The organism is Pedobacter frigiditerrae (genome assembly GCF_004331645.1).
In the GTDB taxonomy this organism is placed as follows: domain Bacteria; phylum Bacteroidota; class Bacteroidia; order Sphingobacteriales; family Sphingobacteriaceae; genus Pedobacter; species Pedobacter frigiditerrae.
Genome location: NZ_SJSK01000002.1, coordinates 947092 through 965848 on the forward strand (window position 1 = coordinate 947092; position 18757 = coordinate 965848).

The 18757-nt window shown below is 36.0% G+C and carries 15 protein-coding genes; all 15 read right to left on the reverse strand.

Translation table 11 applies throughout. From position 1 onward, the window contains the following. Positions 1-171: 171 nt before the first annotated feature. The 15 genes from EZ428_RS10840 to mraZ all read right to left on the reverse strand — a co-directional run bounded on the left by EZ428_RS10840 (position 172) and on the right by mraZ (position 18319). Positions 172-1413, reverse strand: coding sequence for an aminotransferase class I/II-fold pyridoxal phosphate-dependent enzyme (locus EZ428_RS10840; protein ID WP_131553159.1), 1242 nt, complete (start codon positions 1411-1413; stop codon positions 172-174). Between the two features lie 289 nt (positions 1414-1702). After that, entirely contained in the window at positions 1703-3352 is a 1650-nt protein-coding gene (gene ftsZ, locus EZ428_RS10845) for a cell division protein FtsZ (protein WP_131553160.1), read from the reverse strand. 128 nt (positions 3353-3480) lie between these two features. Continuing rightward, on the reverse strand, positions 3481-4836 hold the full coding sequence (gene ftsA / locus EZ428_RS10850) for a cell division protein FtsA (RefSeq protein WP_131553161.1): 1356 nt from the start codon (positions 4834-4836) through the stop codon (positions 3481-3483). Between the two features lie 23 nt (positions 4837-4859). After that, complete coding sequence (locus EZ428_RS10855) at positions 4860-5957, reverse strand: cell division protein FtsQ/DivIB (RefSeq protein WP_205945663.1); 1098 nt, start codon at positions 5955-5957, stop codon at positions 4860-4862. After that, positions 5950-7302 (reverse strand): UDP-N-acetylmuramate--L-alanine ligase, encoded by a 1353-nt coding sequence (gene murC, locus EZ428_RS10860; RefSeq protein WP_131553162.1) that lies wholly within the window; start codon positions 7300-7302, stop codon positions 5950-5952. The genes EZ428_RS10855 and murC overlap by 8 nt, the downstream gene beginning before the upstream one ends. A gap of 132 nt (positions 7303-7434) precedes the next feature. Next, entirely contained in the window at positions 7435-8535 is a 1101-nt protein-coding gene (gene murG, locus EZ428_RS10865) for an undecaprenyldiphospho-muramoylpentapeptide beta-N-acetylglucosaminyltransferase (protein ID WP_131553163.1), read from the reverse strand. Positions 8536-8745: 210 nt separating this feature from the next. Continuing rightward, positions 8746-9159: a GxxExxY protein gene (locus EZ428_RS10870; protein WP_131553164.1), complete on the reverse strand. Its 414-nt coding sequence runs from the start codon at positions 9157-9159 to the stop codon at positions 8746-8748. 45 nt (positions 9160-9204) lie between these two features. Then, positions 9205-10377, reverse strand: a complete 1173-nt coding sequence (locus tag EZ428_RS10875) for an FtsW/RodA/SpoVE family cell cycle protein (protein ID WP_131553165.1) — start codon at positions 10375-10377, stop codon at positions 9205-9207. Position 10378: 1 nt separating this feature from the next. Continuing rightward, entirely contained in the window at positions 10379-11722 is a 1344-nt protein-coding gene (murD, locus tag EZ428_RS10880; protein ID WP_131553166.1) for a UDP-N-acetylmuramoyl-L-alanine--D-glutamate ligase, read from the reverse strand. Further along, positions 11723-12976: a phospho-N-acetylmuramoyl-pentapeptide-transferase gene (gene mraY / locus EZ428_RS10885; RefSeq protein WP_131553167.1), complete on the reverse strand. Its 1254-nt coding sequence runs from the start codon at positions 12974-12976 to the stop codon at positions 11723-11725. Then, positions 12976-14433: a UDP-N-acetylmuramoyl-L-alanyl-D-glutamate--2,6-diaminopimelate ligase gene (locus tag EZ428_RS10890; RefSeq protein ID WP_131553168.1), complete on the reverse strand. Its 1458-nt coding sequence runs from the start codon at positions 14431-14433 to the stop codon at positions 12976-12978. Before EZ428_RS10890 ends, mraY begins: the two co-directional genes overlap by 1 nt. Continuing rightward, the gene (locus tag EZ428_RS10895) at positions 14434-16539 is read right to left on the reverse strand and encodes a penicillin-binding protein (RefSeq protein ID WP_131553169.1); all 2106 of its coding nucleotides are present in this window, start codon (positions 16537-16539) and stop codon (positions 14434-14436) included. It lies immediately after the preceding gene. Continuing rightward, positions 16529-16957: an FtsL-like putative cell division protein gene (locus EZ428_RS10900; RefSeq protein ID WP_131553170.1), complete on the reverse strand. Its 429-nt coding sequence runs from the start codon at positions 16955-16957 to the stop codon at positions 16529-16531. The genes EZ428_RS10895 and EZ428_RS10900 overlap by 11 nt, the downstream gene beginning before the upstream one ends. Further along, on the reverse strand, positions 16954-17859 hold the full coding sequence (gene rsmH / locus EZ428_RS10905; RefSeq protein ID WP_131553171.1) for a 16S rRNA (cytosine(1402)-N(4))-methyltransferase RsmH: 906 nt from the start codon (positions 17857-17859) through the stop codon (positions 16954-16956). The genes EZ428_RS10900 and rsmH overlap by 4 nt, the downstream gene beginning before the upstream one ends. After that, positions 17849-18319, reverse strand: a complete 471-nt coding sequence (gene mraZ, locus EZ428_RS10910) for a division/cell wall cluster transcriptional repressor MraZ (protein ID WP_131553172.1) — start codon at positions 18317-18319, stop codon at positions 17849-17851. The genes rsmH and mraZ overlap by 11 nt, the downstream gene beginning before the upstream one ends. Between the last annotated feature and the right edge of the window lie 438 nt (positions 18320-18757).

Sequence of the window (18757 nt, forward strand, 5' to 3'; positions counted from 1 at the left end):
TAATAAAAAAATTTTTGTGAAAATAAAAAAAGCCTCAAATAGCTGTTTTTTTCCACATTTAAGTGGGTTATAAACAAGTACATACCAAAAAAACCAGCTTTACAAGCTGGTTTTCAATGTTTTAAAATAAAAACACCTTCTAATGTATACTGAGGGCATCTTTTATATTTTTTAAGTTACTGGTATTTTAGCGCTTGCATAATGACCATTTTTCAACTTCTCAGACACTTCACTAAACGCATCTAGCGTTCTTTGTACATCTTCCATGCTATGTACTGCAGTTGGAATAAGTCTTAACTCAATCATTCCCTTTGGTATAACCGGATAAACCACAATAGAACAGAAAATACCATAGTTTTCACGTAAATCCATTGTTAAGGCAGTTGCCTCTAATAATTCTCCTTTTAAGAAAACTGGAGTAACTACTGTATCAGTAACACCAATGTCAAAACCTCTTTCTTTTAAGCCATTTTGTAAAGTTGTAGCAACCTTCCAAAGCTTCTCTCTTAATTCTGGATTATTTTTTAATAGCTCTAAACGTTTCAATAAACCAATTACCATAGGCATTGGCAATGCTTTAGCATAAGTTTGAGAACGTAGGTTATATCTAAAATAGTTAGTCAAATCTTTTGTTGAAGCTACGAAACCTCCAATGCCAGCCATAGATTTAGCAAACGTTCCAAAATAAACATCTACCCCATCTATACAGTTTTGTGCTTCGTGTGTTCCAGCACCAGTTGGCCCCATTGTACCAAAACCATGTGCATCATCAATTAACAAACGGAAATTAAAGTCTTTTTTAAGGTCTATGATTTCTTTTAACTTACCTTGAGCGCCTGACATTCCGAAAACACCTTCAGTAATTACTAAGATACCACCACCAGTAGCTGCTGCTAATTTGGTTGCTCTTTCTAATTGTTTACGGCAATCCTCAATATCATTGTGTTTGTAAACAAAACGTTTACCCATGTGTAGGCGTAGTCCATCTATAATACAAGCGTGAGATTCTCCATCATAAACAACAACATCTTTCCTATCAACCAAGGCATCAATTATCGACACCATACCTTGATAACCATAGTTAAGCACAAAAGCATCTTCCTTACCAACAAAATCAGCTAATTCTTGCTCTAATTGTTCGTGATATTTAGAGTTTCCAGACATCATACGTGCACCCATCGGGTAAGCCATACCAAAATCCTCTGCTCCTTGCGCATCAGCTTTTCTAACTTCAGGGTGATTAGCTAAGCCTAAATAATTATTTAAACTCCAAACCAAATGCTCCTTGCCTCTAAAGTTCATGTGTGGTGCAATCTCTCCCTCTAATTTCGGAAAAGAAAAATATCCATGAGACCATTCAAAATGTTCCCCAATTGGTCCCATGCGCTTCGTTAGTTTTTCGAAAATATCCAATGTAATTATATTTAGTGTTATCTATTCTATTAGTTCGGCAAATTTAAGGTTAAAATCCCTATTTAACAAGGCGTAAAACACTCCCTGAACCGAGAATTGGAAACTGTTAATTGAATTTGGCGGGTCCCTCGCTATGCAAGGGGCGGGCTATCCGTTAGAAGTCCTCGCTCGTTCCTCGCTGTGGGCTTTTAACTTCTATACATCAAGCAAACCAACAACCTTATTAGGCTATATGAAAAAGCCCTAACAATTCTCATAGTTAAGGCTTTTAAATTATTTGTTTGATTTGTTAGTCAACATTATCATGCAAGAATGAATTGTTTGGTCTAATCTCAGTAGAACCATCTTCATCATTACTTAACGTAAATCTAGATACTTGAGACTCAGAAGAATGTTGAACTTGTTGCAATTGCATTTGTTTGCGTTTGTAAGCTGGTTCATTTTCTAATTCTTGTAAGCCATTTGTAGTACGTAATTTTAAGCTTAAATCCTTTAATCTTAAAATACGCTCTCTAGATTTTTTCAACTGGTCTTCAACTGAATCATCGTTTTTATCATCATCCAAGCCAATTTCTTCTATTTCTGCAACTGGCTCTGGAACGGTTTCAATTTCTTCTTCTAAATCAAATTGAGCAATTGGCGTTTCAAAAACAAAATCAGTTTCTGATACTTTAACCTCAAATTCAAATCCAGATTCTTGCGGTTCTGCAGCAGGAGTTTCTTCTATTAATTGATGTACAATTGTAGCATTTTCTGCTTCTTTCTCTTCAACTTTTGGAGCTCTATTTAAATTAAATAAATCGCCAAATAAGTCAGATTGCTTTTGGTCTTCTTGTACTTTTAAAACCGGCTCAGTACTTACTGGCGCTGGTTTAGCTTCAATAAAAGAGTTAACTGGTTCAACTGGCCTTACTAGAGGAGCTTCTTCAGGAGTTAATAAAGAGATTTTCTTTACGTTCTGTCTGTCTTTAGCTCTTTGTTCGGTGGTTTGGAAACCAGTAGCGATAATAGTAACTGATAATCTGTCTTCTAAAGCTTCGTCAATACAGTTACCCCAAATTAAATCAGCAGAAAGACCTGCTTTATCTTGAATATAATCTGTAATGATAGTTACCTCATCCATGGTTACTTCACGTACACCAGAACTAATATTTAATAAGATGTATCTAGCACCTTCAATTTCGTTATCTTTTAATAGTGGAGATGCCAATGCACCTTCTACAGCAGCCAAAGCACGGTTTTCGCCTTCTGCAGAAAAACTTCCCATGATAGAAACACCACTGTCTTTCATTACAGTGCTCACATCTTTAAAATCAACGTTGATGTAACCAGGAACTGTGATGATTTCTGCAATGCCTTTAGCGGCTGTTGTTAAAATATCATCCGCCTGTGCGAAAGCTGAACCCAAGGTTAAGTTGCCAAAAATCTCACGCAACCTATCATTTGAAATAACCAGATAAGAATCTACGTATTTTTTCAACTCCTCCATTCCATCATCAGCTTGCATTTTACGTCTTTTACCTTCAAAGGCAAATGGCGTTGTGATAATTGCCACGGTTAAAATACCAAGCTCTTTTGCTGCTTTTGCAATAATTGGACTAGCACCTGTACCAGTACCACCACCCATACCAGCTGTAATGAAAAGCATTTTTGTAGTGCTACCTAACATCGCTTTGATGTCGTCGATATTTTCAATTGCAGAGTTTTTACCAACCTCTGGTTGAGCACCTGCACCCATACCTTCAGTTAAGCTAGCGCCTAATTGTACCTTGTTAGGAATTGGGCTAAACTCCAATGCTTGCGCATCAGTATTACAAATAATAAAGTCTACACCAGTAATTCCTTGACGGTACATATGGTTTACCGCATTACCTCCACCGCCACCAACACCAATTACTTTGATGATTGATGACTTATCTTTTAACATTTCGAACTTCATATCGTTATGAATCAGTTGTTTAAAAATTGAAATTTTCTGTTCATCTCTTTTGTAATATTAACACTTTTTTAACAGGCGTTTTCCACAAGTGTTAATAATGTGGAAAAATCCCAAATTGTGGAAAAATATTACGGTTTGATGTAATCCTCATCACTCACATTCATATCATCCTTGATGAAATCTGTGGTTTTTTTAAGTAGCTTATCAAACAAACCTGCACGTTTTACTTTTTCTTTAGCCACTGTTGGCTGCTCAACAAACACCCCTGGTTGTTTCATCTCTTCCAACAACTCTTCAGCTTTTTGAATTCCCTTAATTAACAATCCAACAGATGTTGCATACATTGGACTTTTTAGGTCATCATAAACATTTTTGGCCATGTCTTCGTACTTAGACAAATGTTCGTTTGGATAACCAACGCGGCAATCCAATCCGGTTACGTACTCTACCAATTGGTTTAGATGTTTTAATAACGCTCCACCACCAGTAATTACTACACCGCCAATCAATTTTTTCTCATAGCCCGAAGATTTAATTTCATAGTAAACATGCTCAACTATCTCTTCCATACGGGCTTGGATTACATAAGCTAAGTTTTTTACAGAAATTTCTTTTGGCTCTCTACCACGTAAACCTGGTACGCAAATGATTTCGTTCTCTTTATTTTCTTCAGCCAATGCCGAACCGAAACGAGTTTTTAACAACTCTGCTTGATTACGCATTACCGAACAACCTTCTCTAATATCTTCAGTTACGCTGTTACCACCAAATGGGATAACTGCTGTATGGCGAATAATACCTTCGTGGAAAATAGCGATATCTGTTGTACCACCACCTATATCAACTAAACAAACACCTGCTTCTTTTTCTTCGTCGCTCAACACCGATTCTGAAGATGCAAGTGGTTCTAAAATTAACTCTTGAGTTTGTAAACCTGCGTTGGTTACACAACGCATGATATTTTTAACAGCCGTAACTTGACCAGAGATAATATGGAAGTTCGCTTCTAAACGAACGCCTGCCATACCAATTGGGTCTTTGATACCTGGCTCATTATCAATTGTAAATTCTTGAGGTAATACATGGATAATCTCTTCGCCTGGAGGCATCACCAATTTAAACATATCATCCACCAATTTATCGATGTCTTTCTTGCTAATTTCGTTCTGCAACTCTCTACGAGTTAAAATTCCACGATGCTGTAAACTCTTGATATGCTGACCAGCAATACCAACGTTTACTACACGAATTTCTACATTAGATTGGCTACTTGCCAATTCTACTGCAGCGGCAATTCCTTGAACTGTTTTTTGGATATTTGAAACCACACCACGAGTTACCCCAGCGGATTCAGCTTTACCTATTCCTAAAACTTCAATTTTGTCGTGTTGTGTTCTGCGCCCCACAATAACACAAATCTTTGTTGTACCAATATCTAATCCTACTACGATTGGAGATTGAATGGTAGATTTTTCTTTGCCCATAACTTTAAATTTTGTTGAGTCTATTATTTGTTCTTCTTGGTATCTGTTTTATCTTTTGTTGCAACAACAGGTTTTATCTTTTCCTTGGTTGTTGTATTTGTTTTTGTTGGCGTTGTTACTGTTAACTTAGCAGGTGTCTTTTCAGCAGGTTTTTCTTTTGCAACCACAGGCTTGCTAACAGCAGGTGATGTAGTTGGTTTAACTACAGTTTTTTTAACCGTTGGAGCTTCTGCCGTTGCCTTCTTAATTTCTTCATCTATTACGGAGTGAACAACCGAATCAACTGAACTCTTCACTACAGCATTGGTGTCGATTGGAACTACTGCTGTCTTTTTAACCAGTAACGAATCATACTTTTCACAAACAATTTGATTTATGTATTTTAGGTTAATTGTTTTATAGGCACCCCAACCTACAAGCGGCATTGCTTGTTTGTAAAAGGCCAATAGATTTCTCATTTTGGTTGCTATCGAATCTGCATTACCCAAAACTATTCTTTGGTTACCAACCCTAGGTATTAATTCTATGTCACTTTTGTCGTTCACAAAAATTTGCTCAATTTGAGCATTCCATAAGGTATCCTTTTTAATAAACAAGGCTGTCTTATACAAATCTCCAGCCATTGGTGTCATTAAGGTATCAACCTTGCCACCAAAACCTTCCAAGATATGTCCCGTTGCCACCAAAACATCAGCCGTAAAATTTGGAGACATTGGCATTTTTAAACCATCGCTATCTATATAATAATCTTGTCCACCAGCATTCAAAATTCTTAGCACTGGTTCACGTTGCTTAACCTCAATTTTAATCAGTCCATCCATATCTATATACACTTTTGCAAAAGCGATATATGGATTTGCTTTTAATGATTTTTCAATCTGATGAATATTTATCTCTTCTAAACTGCGACCAACTAATTCACCTTGACTTTGCTTTAAAATGACATCTATTTCTTCTCTTTCTATAAAGTTATCTGCCCCCGGAATTAGTATTTCTACTTTAGTACATTTAACAGTTTGCTTTTTAATTTCAATAAAACTCATCAATACCACCATTCCTGCCAAGCAAGTAAGCCAGGCAAAACCTTTAAAAATCGCTTTCCAATTAATTCTCTTAAGCATGATTTAAGGCATTTTTTAATGGTTCAATCAAAGTATCTATATCTCCTGCACCAACTGTTAAAAGCAGTTCAGGGTTTTTGCGCTTTATGAGTTCTACGGCTAAATCTTTTCCACATAACTCTTTATTAACAGCAGTAATTTTCCCTAACAACATTTGTGAATTCACGCCTTCAATAGGTAATTCTCTAGCTGGATAAATCTCTAACAAAACAATGTCATCAGCAGTGCTTAAAACCTTGGCAAAATCATCTGCAAAATCACGGGTTCTTGTAAATAAATGCGGCTGGAAAATCACTGTTAATTTCTTATCAGGATGTAATTGTCTAACCGCGTCAAAACAAGCTCTTAATTCTTCTGGATGATGCGCATAATCATCAATATAGATATGCGCTGGTGTATTAACCAATGTTTCAAACCTACGTTTTACACCTTTAAAAGATGCTACCGCTTTTTTTATACTTTTAGGATGAATACCTAAACTTAGTGCCACACCAACGGCAGCAACGGCATTCTCTACATTGTGTTTACCTGGCATTGCCAAGTTTAAATCTTTGATGGAGGTATACCCATCACTAAAATCGAAAACAAAATTTCCATTTTCTACATGGATATTGCTAGCAACTAAAGCAGAATTTGAGTTGGCACTATAGGTTATTCCATTTAAAGGCAAACCATCTTTTACAAATAACTTCCCATCGGCTTTTAACTGATTGGCAAACAGATGAAATGATTCATGCAAATGACTTTCATCCCCATAAATATCCAAATGGTCTGCATCCATAGAAGTTACTACGGCAACATCGGGATGAAGGGTTAAAAATGAACGGTCATATTCATCAGCCTCTACAACTACAACATTGTTCTTTCCGAACAAAACATTGCTGTTGTAATTACTGGTTATTCCCCCTAAAAATGCAGTACAACCAAAGCCAGTATCAGTTAAGATATGGGCTATCATAGATGATGTAGTTGTTTTGCCATGGGTTCCTGCCACAGCGATACAAAACATACCTTCACTTATAATTCCTAAAACTTCTGAACGTTTTTTTAGGCTAAAACCATTAGCTATAAAATGATTTAAAATCTTAGAATTTTTAGGGATAGCCGGTGTATAAACAACTAATGTATCATCATGATTTTTTTGAAAACAAATAGACACGGCAGACTCTTCATCTAAATAGGTAACTAGAATTCCTTCATGTTCTAACTCGATAGTTAAATTGGTTCTGGTTTTATCATACCCACAAACCACTACTCCACGTTTCGCAAAATAACGAGCAAGCGCACTCATACCGATGCCACCGATACCTACGAAATAAACTCTATTTATTTTACTTAACTCCATATTAGTATTGTGTATTGAGACGTGCGAATTGCGACTAGATACCTAAGCCAAAATCCAAAAACGTCTCTTATTTATATCTTTTTAATATTGCGATGAGGAGCTTTCTCACTACTCAATACGCTATTCTCAATTCTATTTTACCAACTTCAACACTTCCTTTGCAATAACTATATCCGCATCTTGCAATGCCATTTTACCTATATTTTCACTTAATGTTTTACAACGTTCCTTGTCCTGTAATAACTTTAAAGCTTCAAAAACCAAAGTATCTTCTGCCGAACGGTCGTTAATTAAAATAGCTGCATCATTTTTAACCAAAGCCACTGCATTTTTAGTTTGGTGGTCTTCTGCTACATTTGGCGAAGGCACCAAAATCACAGGTTTTCTAATTAAACAAAGTTCTGCAATAGTTCCTGCACCTGCTCTTGAAATGATTATATCAGCAGCTGCATAAGCCAAATCCATTTTATTCAAAAATTCTAAAATCACCACATTAGGATGATAAGTACCTAACCTTTCTATGATTTCATTATAATAAAATTTTCCAGTTTGCCATACCACTTGCACATCTTGTGCGATGATTTCTGCCAAATGTTTCTCTATGCTTTTATTTAAAGTTCTTGCACCTAAGCTACCACCCGTAACTAATATGATTTTCTTTAAAGGGTCTAGTTTTAATAACTCCGCACCTGCAAAATGTTTATCTTTAATATCAACTATGTTTGTTCTAACTGGGTTTCCTGTTTTTAATATTTTATCTGCTGGGAAAAATTGTTCCATCCCATCAAAAGCCACACAAACTCTAGCTGCTCCCCTACCCAATAACTTGTTAGTTATGCCAGCGTAAGAATTTTGTTCTTGTATCAAATAAGGTATCTTTTTTAAGGATGCTGCATATAATAATGGTCCAGAAGCAAACCCACCAACACCAACCACTGCATCAGGTTTAAAATCTGAAATCAATTTCATTGCCTTGTGCACACTAGATATTACCTTAAAGGGTAATCCTAAATTCTTTAAAATAGAGCCTCTTTGAATTCCACTGATATTTAAACCCACAATCTTATATCCAGCGGCAGGAACTTTTTCCATTTCCATTCTTCCCACTGCACCAACAAAAAGAATCTCGCAATTAGGCGAAATGCTTTTTAAGGCATTGGCTATGGCAACGGCGGGAAATATATGCCCGCCTGTGCCACCTCCAGATATGATAATTTTTGGGAAATTATTCATTGTTAATTTTGCTTAGCCTTTTCAAAGCCTCTCTAAATAGAGAAGCTCTTGAAGACTGGGTGTTTATTTGTTTGTTTCTTTATTCTATTTTTTAATCTCTTTTAACCACAAAAGACACAATAGTGAACAAAAGTCTTTTATACTTTTTAATTGTCAATTCTTTACCCATAAATATTGCTTATGAATTATTTTGTTCCTTTGCGGTTAATATTATTCTGGTATGTTTCTATAAAAATCGTTTACATAAGTTTTTTGTCCTTCGGCATATAAATTCACTGTATTAAAATTGTAAATAATCCCTTTTGGCGAGCTTAATAATTTCATATAAGTAATGATTTGTACTTCATGAATAGGCATAACCTTTTCTACTGCCTTTAATTCAATAACCAAAATATTTTCAATAAATAAATCACATCGAAGGTTTGTATCAATATCCATTCCTTTGTAATGAACAGGAACTATCATTTCTGTTTGAAAAGAAATTCCCCTAAGCGCAAGTTCAAAACTCATACATTTATGATACGTACTCTCTAACAAACCCACACCTAAAGCCTTATGCACTTCAATGGCTGCTCCATTAACTTGATAAGTAAGGTCTTTAAGATATGTCTTGCTAATTATCATTTATATTAATGCTTCTGTGTTCTTTTGTTCCTTTTGTGGTGAAAATTATGCCATTGCAGGAATCTCTCCTACAATAACCTTATCTTTTTTTGTACTATATTCTTCAACGTCTCGGCTTACACTTAATATAATGCCAAAAGCTATACTTGTAAATATCATTGATGTACCTCCCATGCTAACCAATGGCAAGGGAACACCTGTTACCGGACCCAAACCAACTGCAACAGCCATGTTAGCAAAGGCCTGTATGGTTAGGCTAAAACTCAAACCAGCTGCGAGCAGCGCGCCAAATGCCTTCGGACTTCGAGTTACAATTCGCACACATCGGTAAAGTAAAACCAGGTATAACATCACAATCGCTAATCCGCCTACCGTACCATATTCTTCAATAATAATGGCAAAAATAAAATCAGAATAAGGGTGTGGTAAGAAGTTACGCTCGGTGCTATTCCCTGGACCTTTACCAAATAATCCGCCAGTTGCCAAAGCTATCTTAGAATGGTCAGACTGGTATGTTTTATCAGAATGTTGTAATTCTGGATGCATAAATGCATTGACACGAGATATGTAGGTTTCTTTTCTTGGACCAAAAAATACAACAAGCATTAACAATACAATTCCACCTGCACAAACCATTGCAATTTGTTTAATGCTAATACGACCAATAATTAACAACAAGATACTTACACCAAATAACATCAACGCTGTTGATAAATTAGCTAATGCAATTAATACGAATACCACACACACAGAGCCCATGATAGGAATGAATGAGTTTTTTACATCCTTAATGTTTTCTTGTTTTTTGGTTAACATTCTAGCCAAGAACGTAATCAAGGCCAATTTTGCCAAATCGGAAGTCTGGAAAGTTAAGCCGATAACTGGAATCTTAACCCACCTAGATGCTTCATTAATACTACTACCAAATATTAAAGTATAAAACAATAAAGGAATGGTTATAATCATTAATATTTTAGAGATACCCGAATAATATTTATAATCTAGCAAGTGTGCTATATAAATCATCCCAATACCTAAAAGCACAAAAATAATGTGTTTATAAAGCAAGTATTTTTCTACGGTAATTCCTTTTTTATAGGCAATTGCACCTGTTGCGCTATAAACCGCCATGATAGAAACTAGAGATAGCATGATAATGATCAGCCAAATCCATCTGTCTCCCTTGGTTCTTTCTAGAAGTGCATTGATATTAAACATTTTATAATTCTTTTACTGCTGCTTTAAATTGATTGCCTCTATCCTCGTAGTTTTTAAATAAATCGAAACTTGCACAAGCCGGAGATAACAATACTGTATTGCCCTTTTTAGCTAAATGATATGCAACTTGCACTGCTTCATTTGCAGAAAATGTATTTACAATAATTTCTACATCATCCTCAAAAGCTTCATGGATACGTTTGTTGTCTTTGCCCATACACACAATGGCTTTAACTTTACTGCGCACCAAATCCTTAAGCATATCATAATCATTCCCTTTGTCTACACCACCCATGATTAAAACCACATCTGGCGCCACACTTTCTAATGCGTACCAAGTAGAATTAACATTCGTTGCCTTAGAATCATTAATATATGTCACATCAGAAATTTTGGCTACAAATTCTAACCTATGCTCAATATTCTTAAAGTTACCCATGCTTTCGCGGATGGTTTCATTACGTAACTCTAATACTTTAGCTACTATGCCCGAAGCCATAGAGTTGTAAATGTTGTGCTTGCCTTGCAAGGCTAACTCTGAAATTGACATGGTTAATTGTTCTTTAGGGTGTGTGTTGATGTGTATGGTAGTATCTTCTAAATAAGCACCTTCCTCTATTTTCTTACGGATAGAAAAAGGATATTGCTTAGCTGCAATTTTCGTTTTGCCTAATGATTTGGTTGTTTCTTCATCATCTGCACAATAGATGAAGAAATCATTAGCGGTTTGGTTCTGAACAATGCGCATTTTTGATGCAGCATAGTTTTCTAATTTATAATCATAACGATCTAAATGATCGGGTGTAATATTTAACAGTACGGCTATATCTGCCTTAAAATCAAACATATCATCTAGCATAAAGCTTGATATCTCTAAAACATACCAATCAAATTCAGTTGTAGCTACTTGAGCCGCAAAACTCTGACCTATATTTCCGCCTAAACCAACATTAATACCTGCATTTTTTAAGATGTGATAAGTTAACATGGTGGTAGTGGATTTACCATTTGAACCTGTAATACAAATGGTTTTAGCTTTAGTATATCTTTTAGCAAACTCAATTTCTGAGATTACTGGAATGTTCTTTTTTACCAATGCCTTAACTATTGGAGCAATAGTTGGTATTCCTGGGCTTTTAATTACTTCGTTAGCATTTAATATCAATTCACTAGTGTGCTGTTTTTCTTCAAAAGAGATATTCAACTCCTGCAAAGCAGCTTTATAACGGTCTGCAATGCCACCAAAATCTGATACAAAAACATCAAAACCTTGTTTTTGCGCCAACATTGCTGCGCCTACTCCGCTTTCGCCTGCTCCAAGAATTACTACTCTCTGTGTTTCCATTTAGCGTAGTTTTAAAGTAACGAATGTGATGATTGCCAGCATGATGCCTATAATCCAGAAACGAGTTACAATTTTTGCTTCGTGGTAACCCTTTTTCTGATAATGATGATGTAATGGAGACATTAAGAAAATTCTTCTGCCTTCACCAAATCGTTTTTTAGTGTATTTAAAATAACTTACCTGAAGTGTTACTGATAAAACTTCGACTAAGAAAACACCACATAAAACTGGAATTAATAATTCTTTACGAATCATAATTGCAAATACAGCGATGATACCTCCAATTGTTAAACTTCCTGTATCACCCATAAAAATTTGGGCTGGATAAGAATTATACCATAAGAAACCAACGCAAGCTCCTACAAATGCACCAGCAAAAATGATGAGCTCACCAGAATTAGGGATATACATGATATTCAGGTAATCTGCAATTACCGTGTTACCAGAAACGTAAGCCAGAATTCCGAGTGTAACACCTATGATGGCGGATGTTCCCGTAGCCAAACCGTCTATTCCATCGGTTAAATTGGCACCGTTAGAAACCGCAGTTACTATAATGATAACAAAGGCAAGAAATACAATAAATGCATATTTTTCATATCCAGGGCCTAAAAATTTAAGCACCTTAGCGTAATCAAATTCATTCTTCTTGTAAAAAGGGAAATTACTTTTGGTAGATTTTACATCTTGAGTATAGTAATAACTTTTATCTTCTGCTTTTTGCCTCAATACCATTGGCACCTTGTTTGAGGCAACAGTAGTATCATCAACTGTTTGTCTCACTACAATACTAGGGTGAAAATACATGGTTAAGCCTACAATAATGGCTAAACCAACTTGACCAACTACTTTAAAACGACCAGCTAAACCTTCCTTGTTTTTTTTAAAAACTTTGATATAATCATCTAAAAAACCCACTGCACCCATCCACAACGTGGTAATAATCATGAGAATTACATAAACATTTGTAATGTTTGCAAATAATAAAGTTGGAATTAGAATACCTAACAAGATGATGATACCACCCATTGTAGGTGTACCCTGTTTTTGCATTTGTCCTTCCAATCCTAGATTTCTTACTGGCTCTCCAACTTGTTTGCTATGTAAATAATCAATTAACCTGCGGCCATAAACCGTTGTGATTATTAAAGAAAGTACAATAGAGAGCGATGACCTAAAAGTTAAGTATTGGAACAACCTTAATCCCGGAAAATCATAGTGCTTATGCAGATATTCGAATAATAAATATAACATTAGTTGATTAAGTTTAGTTGTTCGGTTAACACTTCTTTATCGTCAAAATGATGTCTAACGCCATTAATTTCTTGGTATTTTTCATGTCCCTTTCCAGCAACCAGGATAATATCTCCAGGTTTGGCGATGTGACAAGCAGTTTTAATTGCTTCTTTTCTATCTAAAATGCTCAAGGTTTTCCTTTGGTTAGTTGGAGAAACTCCTTTTTCCATTTCAGCAATAATTTGTTGCGGATTTTCAGTTCTAGGATTATCAGAGGTAAGGATTACTTTGTCACTCCAATCACTAGCTACTTGTGCCATGATTGGGCGTTTAGTTTTATCCCTGTCACCACCACAACCTAAAACCGTAATTACCTGTTCAGTTCCTTTTCTAATGTTAGCTATAGTGCTTAAAACATTTTGAACCGCATCTGGTGTATGCGCATAATCAACTATTCCGATAATGCCTTGTTTAGAAACGGTATAATCAAATCTTCCTTCAGCCCCTGCTAATGTGCTTAAGATGGTTAACACATTTAATTTATCTTCGCCCAACAAAATGGCAGTACCATACGCGGCTAATAAGTTATAAGCATTAAATGAACCAACCATTTTAAAGAAAACATCAATGTCATCAACGTTTAAGTTTAAGCCGCTGAATTTATTCTCAATGATTTTTGCTTTAAAATCTGCCATCTGTTTTAAGGCATAAGTCTTTTTACTTGCCTTTGTATTTTGCAGCATTACCATACCGTTTTTATCATCAGCATTCGTTAAGGCAAATGATGATTTAGGCAGGTTATCAAAAAACTCTTTTTTAGCTTTTAAGTAGCTATCAAATGTTTTATGAAAATCTAAATGGTCATGTGTAATATTAGAAAACACACCTCCAGCAAAAGTTAATCCCGCAATGCGATGTTGAACTACCGCATGAGAACTTACTTCCATAAAACCATACTCACATTTCGCTTGCACCATGTCTTGCAATAAAGAATTTAAGGCAATTGGATTTGGTGTGGTATGGGTTGCCGGAATAATATCATCGTTAATGTGATTTTGTACTGTTGATATTAACCCAACATTGTAGCCCAACTCCCGAAACAATTGGAATAAAAGCGTAGCAATAGTCGTTTTCCCATTGGTACCAGTAATACCAATTATCTTCAATTTTGAAGAAGGATTTCCGTAAAAATTACTAGCTACAATTCCTAAGGCGACTGACGAATTTTGAACTTCTACATAAGTAACACCTTCAGTTAAATCAGTTGGTAAAGTTTCACAAACAACTACAGTTGCACCTGCAGTAATAGTTTGTTCAATGTATTGATGACCATCTACTGCTGTTCCTTTTATGGCAAAAAATAAGGTATCTGGTTTTACCTGACGAGAGTCAAAAGCCAAACTAGCAACCTCTTGATTAGGTTTGTCTGTTAAGCTTTTAATTGATACACCGTAAAGTAAATCTTGTAACTGCATTTAATTTAATTCTATTTCTACCATTAATCCTTTACCAATTCTACTTCCTGGCAAAATAGATTGGTTGATTACTTTTCCACTTCCTTTAACTCTGGCCTTTAAGCCAGCATTGCCTACTAAATACATGGCATCTTTTAAACCCATTCCTTTAATATTTGGCATCACCCCTTTTGTAGGTGTATTTTCTTCGTATGCTATTCCATTACTGGTATCAGCAGAGTTAAAATATGCTGATTTTGCAGCGTAAAGTGCTTTAATTCCAAAAGCATTATAAACTTGTTTGGTAGCTTTGCTTTGCCCAGCTTTAGCTTCTGGTGCAGTTGTATTACCCACCATGTTTTGTTTCACACTGTTATACATGGTCACATCGCCAGCATAAATGCGGTCTGCAATTTTTCTAAACACAGGACCAGAAACCAATGCACCATAATACTCGCCTATAGGGTCGTTAATTACTACAATCATAGAATATTTAGGTTTTTCTGCCGGAAAATAACCAACAAAAGAGGCTTGATATTGCTTTTTAGCTTTATAACCTAAATTATCATCAGCAACCTGAGCAGTACCCGTTTTACCTGCAATTTGGTACAATGGATTATATACAATCTGTTTCCCACTACCATTTAAAACTACTCCCTCTAACATGCTCTTAATCTTACTTAAAGTTTCATCAGAACAAATTTTTTCATTTATCACACGTGCTTTAAATTGCTCAATAGGATTGCCCAATCTTCTAATTTCCTTTACAAAAATTGGCGCTAAATATTTTCCATTGTTAGCTACTGCATTATAAAATGAAAGTAATTTTAATGGGGTTAATTGCATTTCATAACCATAAGCCATTTGCGGCAAGGTCATGTTCTTATTCCAGCTTTTATTGGTTTTAGGGTTTTTAACAACTGGCTGTGCCTCTCCACTAATCTGCAATTTCATTTTTTCATTGAGGTGCCAATCATATAAGTGATTCGTGAATTTTATAGGGTTGTTACCATAATGCTTATTGATCAGCTGAGCTACAGCAGAGTTTGAAGATTGCTCAAAAGCTCTTTTCACCGTTACCGTACCAATACTTCCGTGAGAGTCTTTTATCGTATGTCCACCTGGCAGTCTATAATTTTCTGTTCCAATTAATGTATTGGTGTCAACCATTTTATCTTCCAACAAAGCCATATAAGAAGCTAATTTGAAAGTAGATCCAGGGTCTTGATTACCCGCAATTGCATAATTAAAGTTCTCTTTATAAACACCCTCTTCAACCCTAGTATAATTGGCAACAGCTCTAACTTCGCCAGTGGCAACTTCCATTACAATTACTGCCCCATGATGCGCCTTACTTCTTATCAATCCTTCTTTTAATGCATTTTGGGCTAAGTCTTGCATATTGATATCAATTGTTGAAATGATATCAGCTCCATCCTTAGGCGCAACCTCTGCTTCGTTGTTAACGGGAATCCACACACCACCACTAATCCGCTGCATGATTTGTTTACCACTCTCCCCGTTAATGTAATTTCCGTAAGCACCTTCTAATCCAACTGGATTTTTTACATTCTCGTTTAAATAGCCAATTGTTCTTTGAGCTAGGTCTTTAAATGGCAAAATGCGTTTATTCTGCTGAATAGCCATTAAACCCCCAGTATATTTCCCGATATTGAACAGTGGGAATTTTCTAATGATTTTTAGATCCTGGTAAGTAACTTTACGCTTAATTAGCACGTAACGAGAACTGTCTTGTCTAGCTTTACGTAAAAACCTTGAGTAATCCTTCGCACTTTTATCTCCAAAAAATTGAGACAATTTCATTGCCAAAGAATCTACCTTGCCATTAAAAACTTCATCCTTCTGAATTCCTCCAGCCAACATATCCATCCTTAATTCATATTCAGGAACAGAAGTAGCTAATAAACTGCCATCAACAGAATAAATATTCCCTCTGGCTGCTTCAATATCAAATTCTTTGGTAGAAAGACTATCAGCCATTGCTTTCCATTTATGGCCTTGGATAAACTGAACATCGCCTAAGCGTAACAATACAGCAAAGGCGAACAGTACAATTAACCCGAAAGCTAAGTACACACGCAGTAATATATTTGCTCTAATGTTCATTCGTTGATACAACTATTTTTTTTGGTGGTTCTATTAATGCTTTTAAACCTAAAGTGTCAACCTTTGCTTCTACTTCAGTTTGTTTGCTTTTGAACATCAAATCAGCTTTTAACGATTTGTATTCCCAGCTTAATTCTTTTACTTCTTTATTTAACCTATCTATATCACGTATATTTCTAACTGCCATATGGCTATTAGCGATGTAAACCATCCCCAACACACATAAGAAGATTAAATATGGCAACACTCCTGTTGCCGATTCCTTACTCACCACGCCTTCCGTAAACAACTTTCTAAAAAAAGCAGTTGCCGCCCCATCTTCTTTAGGTACTTTCGGTTCTTCAGGAGTTTCTAATTCCCTTTGGGCACGCAATTCTTCCTCTTGCTCTTCTATCCTTTTTCTGAATTGGTTATTCATATTCTTTCTCCAACTCTTAATTTTGCACTTCTAGCACGGCTATTTCTAGCCAACTCCTCATCATTAGCAATAACCGCTTTTCTTGTTATAGATTTAAAGGGCTTTTGCTCATTTCCAAAAAAATCCTTCTCTACTTCACCCCTAAATTTTCCTTTGGCAATAAAATTCTTAACCGGCCTATCTTCCAATGAATGATAAGACATGACCACCAAACGGCCTCCCGGCTTTAAAACAGCAGCTGTTTGCTCCAAAAAACTCTCTAAAACCTCTATTTCTGCATTTACCTCTATGCGCAATGCCTGAAACACCTGCGCCATGTATTTATTCTCTTTTCCTTTCGGGATGTGAGCCGCAATCATAGCTTTGAAATCCGCCAATGTTGCTATCGGCTTGTTCATGCGAGAAGCCACAATAGTTGCGGCTAATGATTTAGCATTTTTTACCTCACCATAAATACCGAAGATTTTATGCAATTTATCTTCAGCATAAGTATTTAAAACGATAGCCGCAGTCAACGGACGATGTTTGTCCATCCTCATGTCTAAATCAGCATCAAACCGAATAGAAAATCCACGACTAGGTTCATTAAATTGATGAGAAGAAACACCCAAATCAGCTAAAATGCCATCAACAGCTCTGTAACCCAGCAAACGCAGGTTGTTTTTTAGAAAGCCAAAATTTTGATCGATAAATACGAAACGAGGATCATCAATTTTATTTCTTTGCGCATCCGGATCCTGATCAAAAGCAATCAGCACACCATCCTTGCCCAGTTTTTTTAATATTTCTTTTGAGTGACCACCGCCACCAAAAGTAACATCAACATATACGCCAGAAGGATTAATATTCAATCCATCAATACATTCTTGCAACAGGACAGGAACATGATAACTATCTTCCATCTTCTTCCCTCCTATTTTTATTTCCCATCACTTCTTCCGCAAGATTGGCGAAGTTATCTGGCTCATTGTCCAACAAATCATCATAAGCAGCCTTATCCCAAACTTCAATTTTATCAAACTGGCAAGCTAAAACCACATCTGCATTAATACCAGCAAACTCTAATAAAGATTTCGGCAAAAGCACCCTGCCAGAAGCATCTAAACTTAATTCTGTTGCACCGCGAGTAAAAAAACGGATAAAGTCTCTTGTTTTTTTCTCGTATTGATTAAGCTTACTTAGCTCAGCAACAATATCTTGGTAAACTTTTTTAGGATAAATAACCAAGTGTTTTTCGAAACCACGATTCACGACCAAGCCGTCTTGCTCTACACTAGGCAATTGCTTTTTTAGATTCGAAGGCACCATCAAGCGTCCCTTCGCATCTAACTTACAATCAAATTCTCCTATTAGCTGAATCATTTTACCACCAACACTTTTTATGTAGTGTAAAAATAAATACTTCTACCACAAATCCCCACATTCTACCACAAAAAGTTTTCAACATATTACTTTTCTCCATTTTGTCCCACTTTTAGTGATTTCTCGATGAAAATCTGGTGGGAGAGAAAAAAGAAGTCTTGCCATCCGATGAATATAACAGACCATGAACGGTTCATCGGATGACTAATGGGTAATCACCAGAATGGCATTTAGTAGTCGTCCGATGAGATTGGCAGGTAGCTTTATACTTATTGGATGACCGAGTGAACTATTGTCATCCGATGAATATAACAGACCATAAAAGGTTCATCGGATGACTAATGGGTAATCTCTAGAATGGCATTTAGTAGTCGTCCGATGAGATTGGCAGGTAGCTTTATACTTATTGGATGACCGAGTGAACTATTGTCATCCGAT

Coding starts and splice junctions, on each gene's coding strand:
- ftsA (WP_131553161.1), bottom strand. CDS start 4,836: ATGGGCAAAGAAAAATCTACCATTCAATCTCCAATCGTAGTAGGATTA.
- EZ428_RS10895 (WP_131553169.1), bottom strand. CDS start 16,539: ATGAACATTAGAGCAAATATATTACTGCGTGTGTACTTAGCTTTCGGG.
- EZ428_RS10890 (WP_131553168.1), bottom strand. CDS start 14,433: ATGCAGTTACAAGATTTACTTTACGGTGTATCAATTAAAAGCTTAACA.
- murD (WP_131553166.1), bottom strand. CDS start 11,722: ATGGAAACACAGAGAGTAGTAATTCTTGGAGCAGGCGAAAGCGGAGTA.
- EZ428_RS10870 (WP_131553164.1), bottom strand. CDS start 9,159: ATGATAATTAGCAAGACATATCTTAAAGACCTTACTTATCAAGTTAAT.
- EZ428_RS10900 (WP_131553170.1), bottom strand. CDS start 16,957: ATGAATAACCAATTCAGAAAAAGGATAGAAGAGCAAGAGGAAGAATTG.
- murC (WP_131553162.1), bottom strand. CDS start 7,302: ATGGAGTTAAGTAAAATAAATAGAGTTTATTTCGTAGGTATCGGTGGC.
- EZ428_RS10875 (WP_131553165.1), bottom strand. CDS start 10,377: ATGTTTAATATCAATGCACTTCTAGAAAGAACCAAGGGAGACAGATGG.
- ftsZ (WP_131553160.1), bottom strand. CDS start 3,352: ATGAAGTTCGAAATGTTAAAAGATAAGTCATCAATCATCAAAGTAATT.
- rsmH (WP_131553171.1), bottom strand. CDS start 17,859: ATGGAAGATAGTTATCATGTTCCTGTCCTGTTGCAAGAATGTATTGAT.
- mraY (WP_131553167.1), bottom strand. CDS start 12,976: ATGTTATATTTATTATTCGAATATCTGCATAAGCACTATGATTTTCCG.
- murG (WP_131553163.1), bottom strand. CDS start 8,535: ATGAATAATTTCCCAAAAATTATCATATCTGGAGGTGGCACAGGCGGG.
- mraZ (WP_131553172.1), bottom strand. CDS start 18,319: ATGATTCAGCTAATAGGAGAATTTGATTGTAAGTTAGATGCGAAGGGA.
- EZ428_RS10855 (WP_205945663.1), bottom strand. CDS start 5,957: ATGCTTAAGAGAATTAATTGGAAAGCGATTTTTAAAGGTTTTGCCTGG.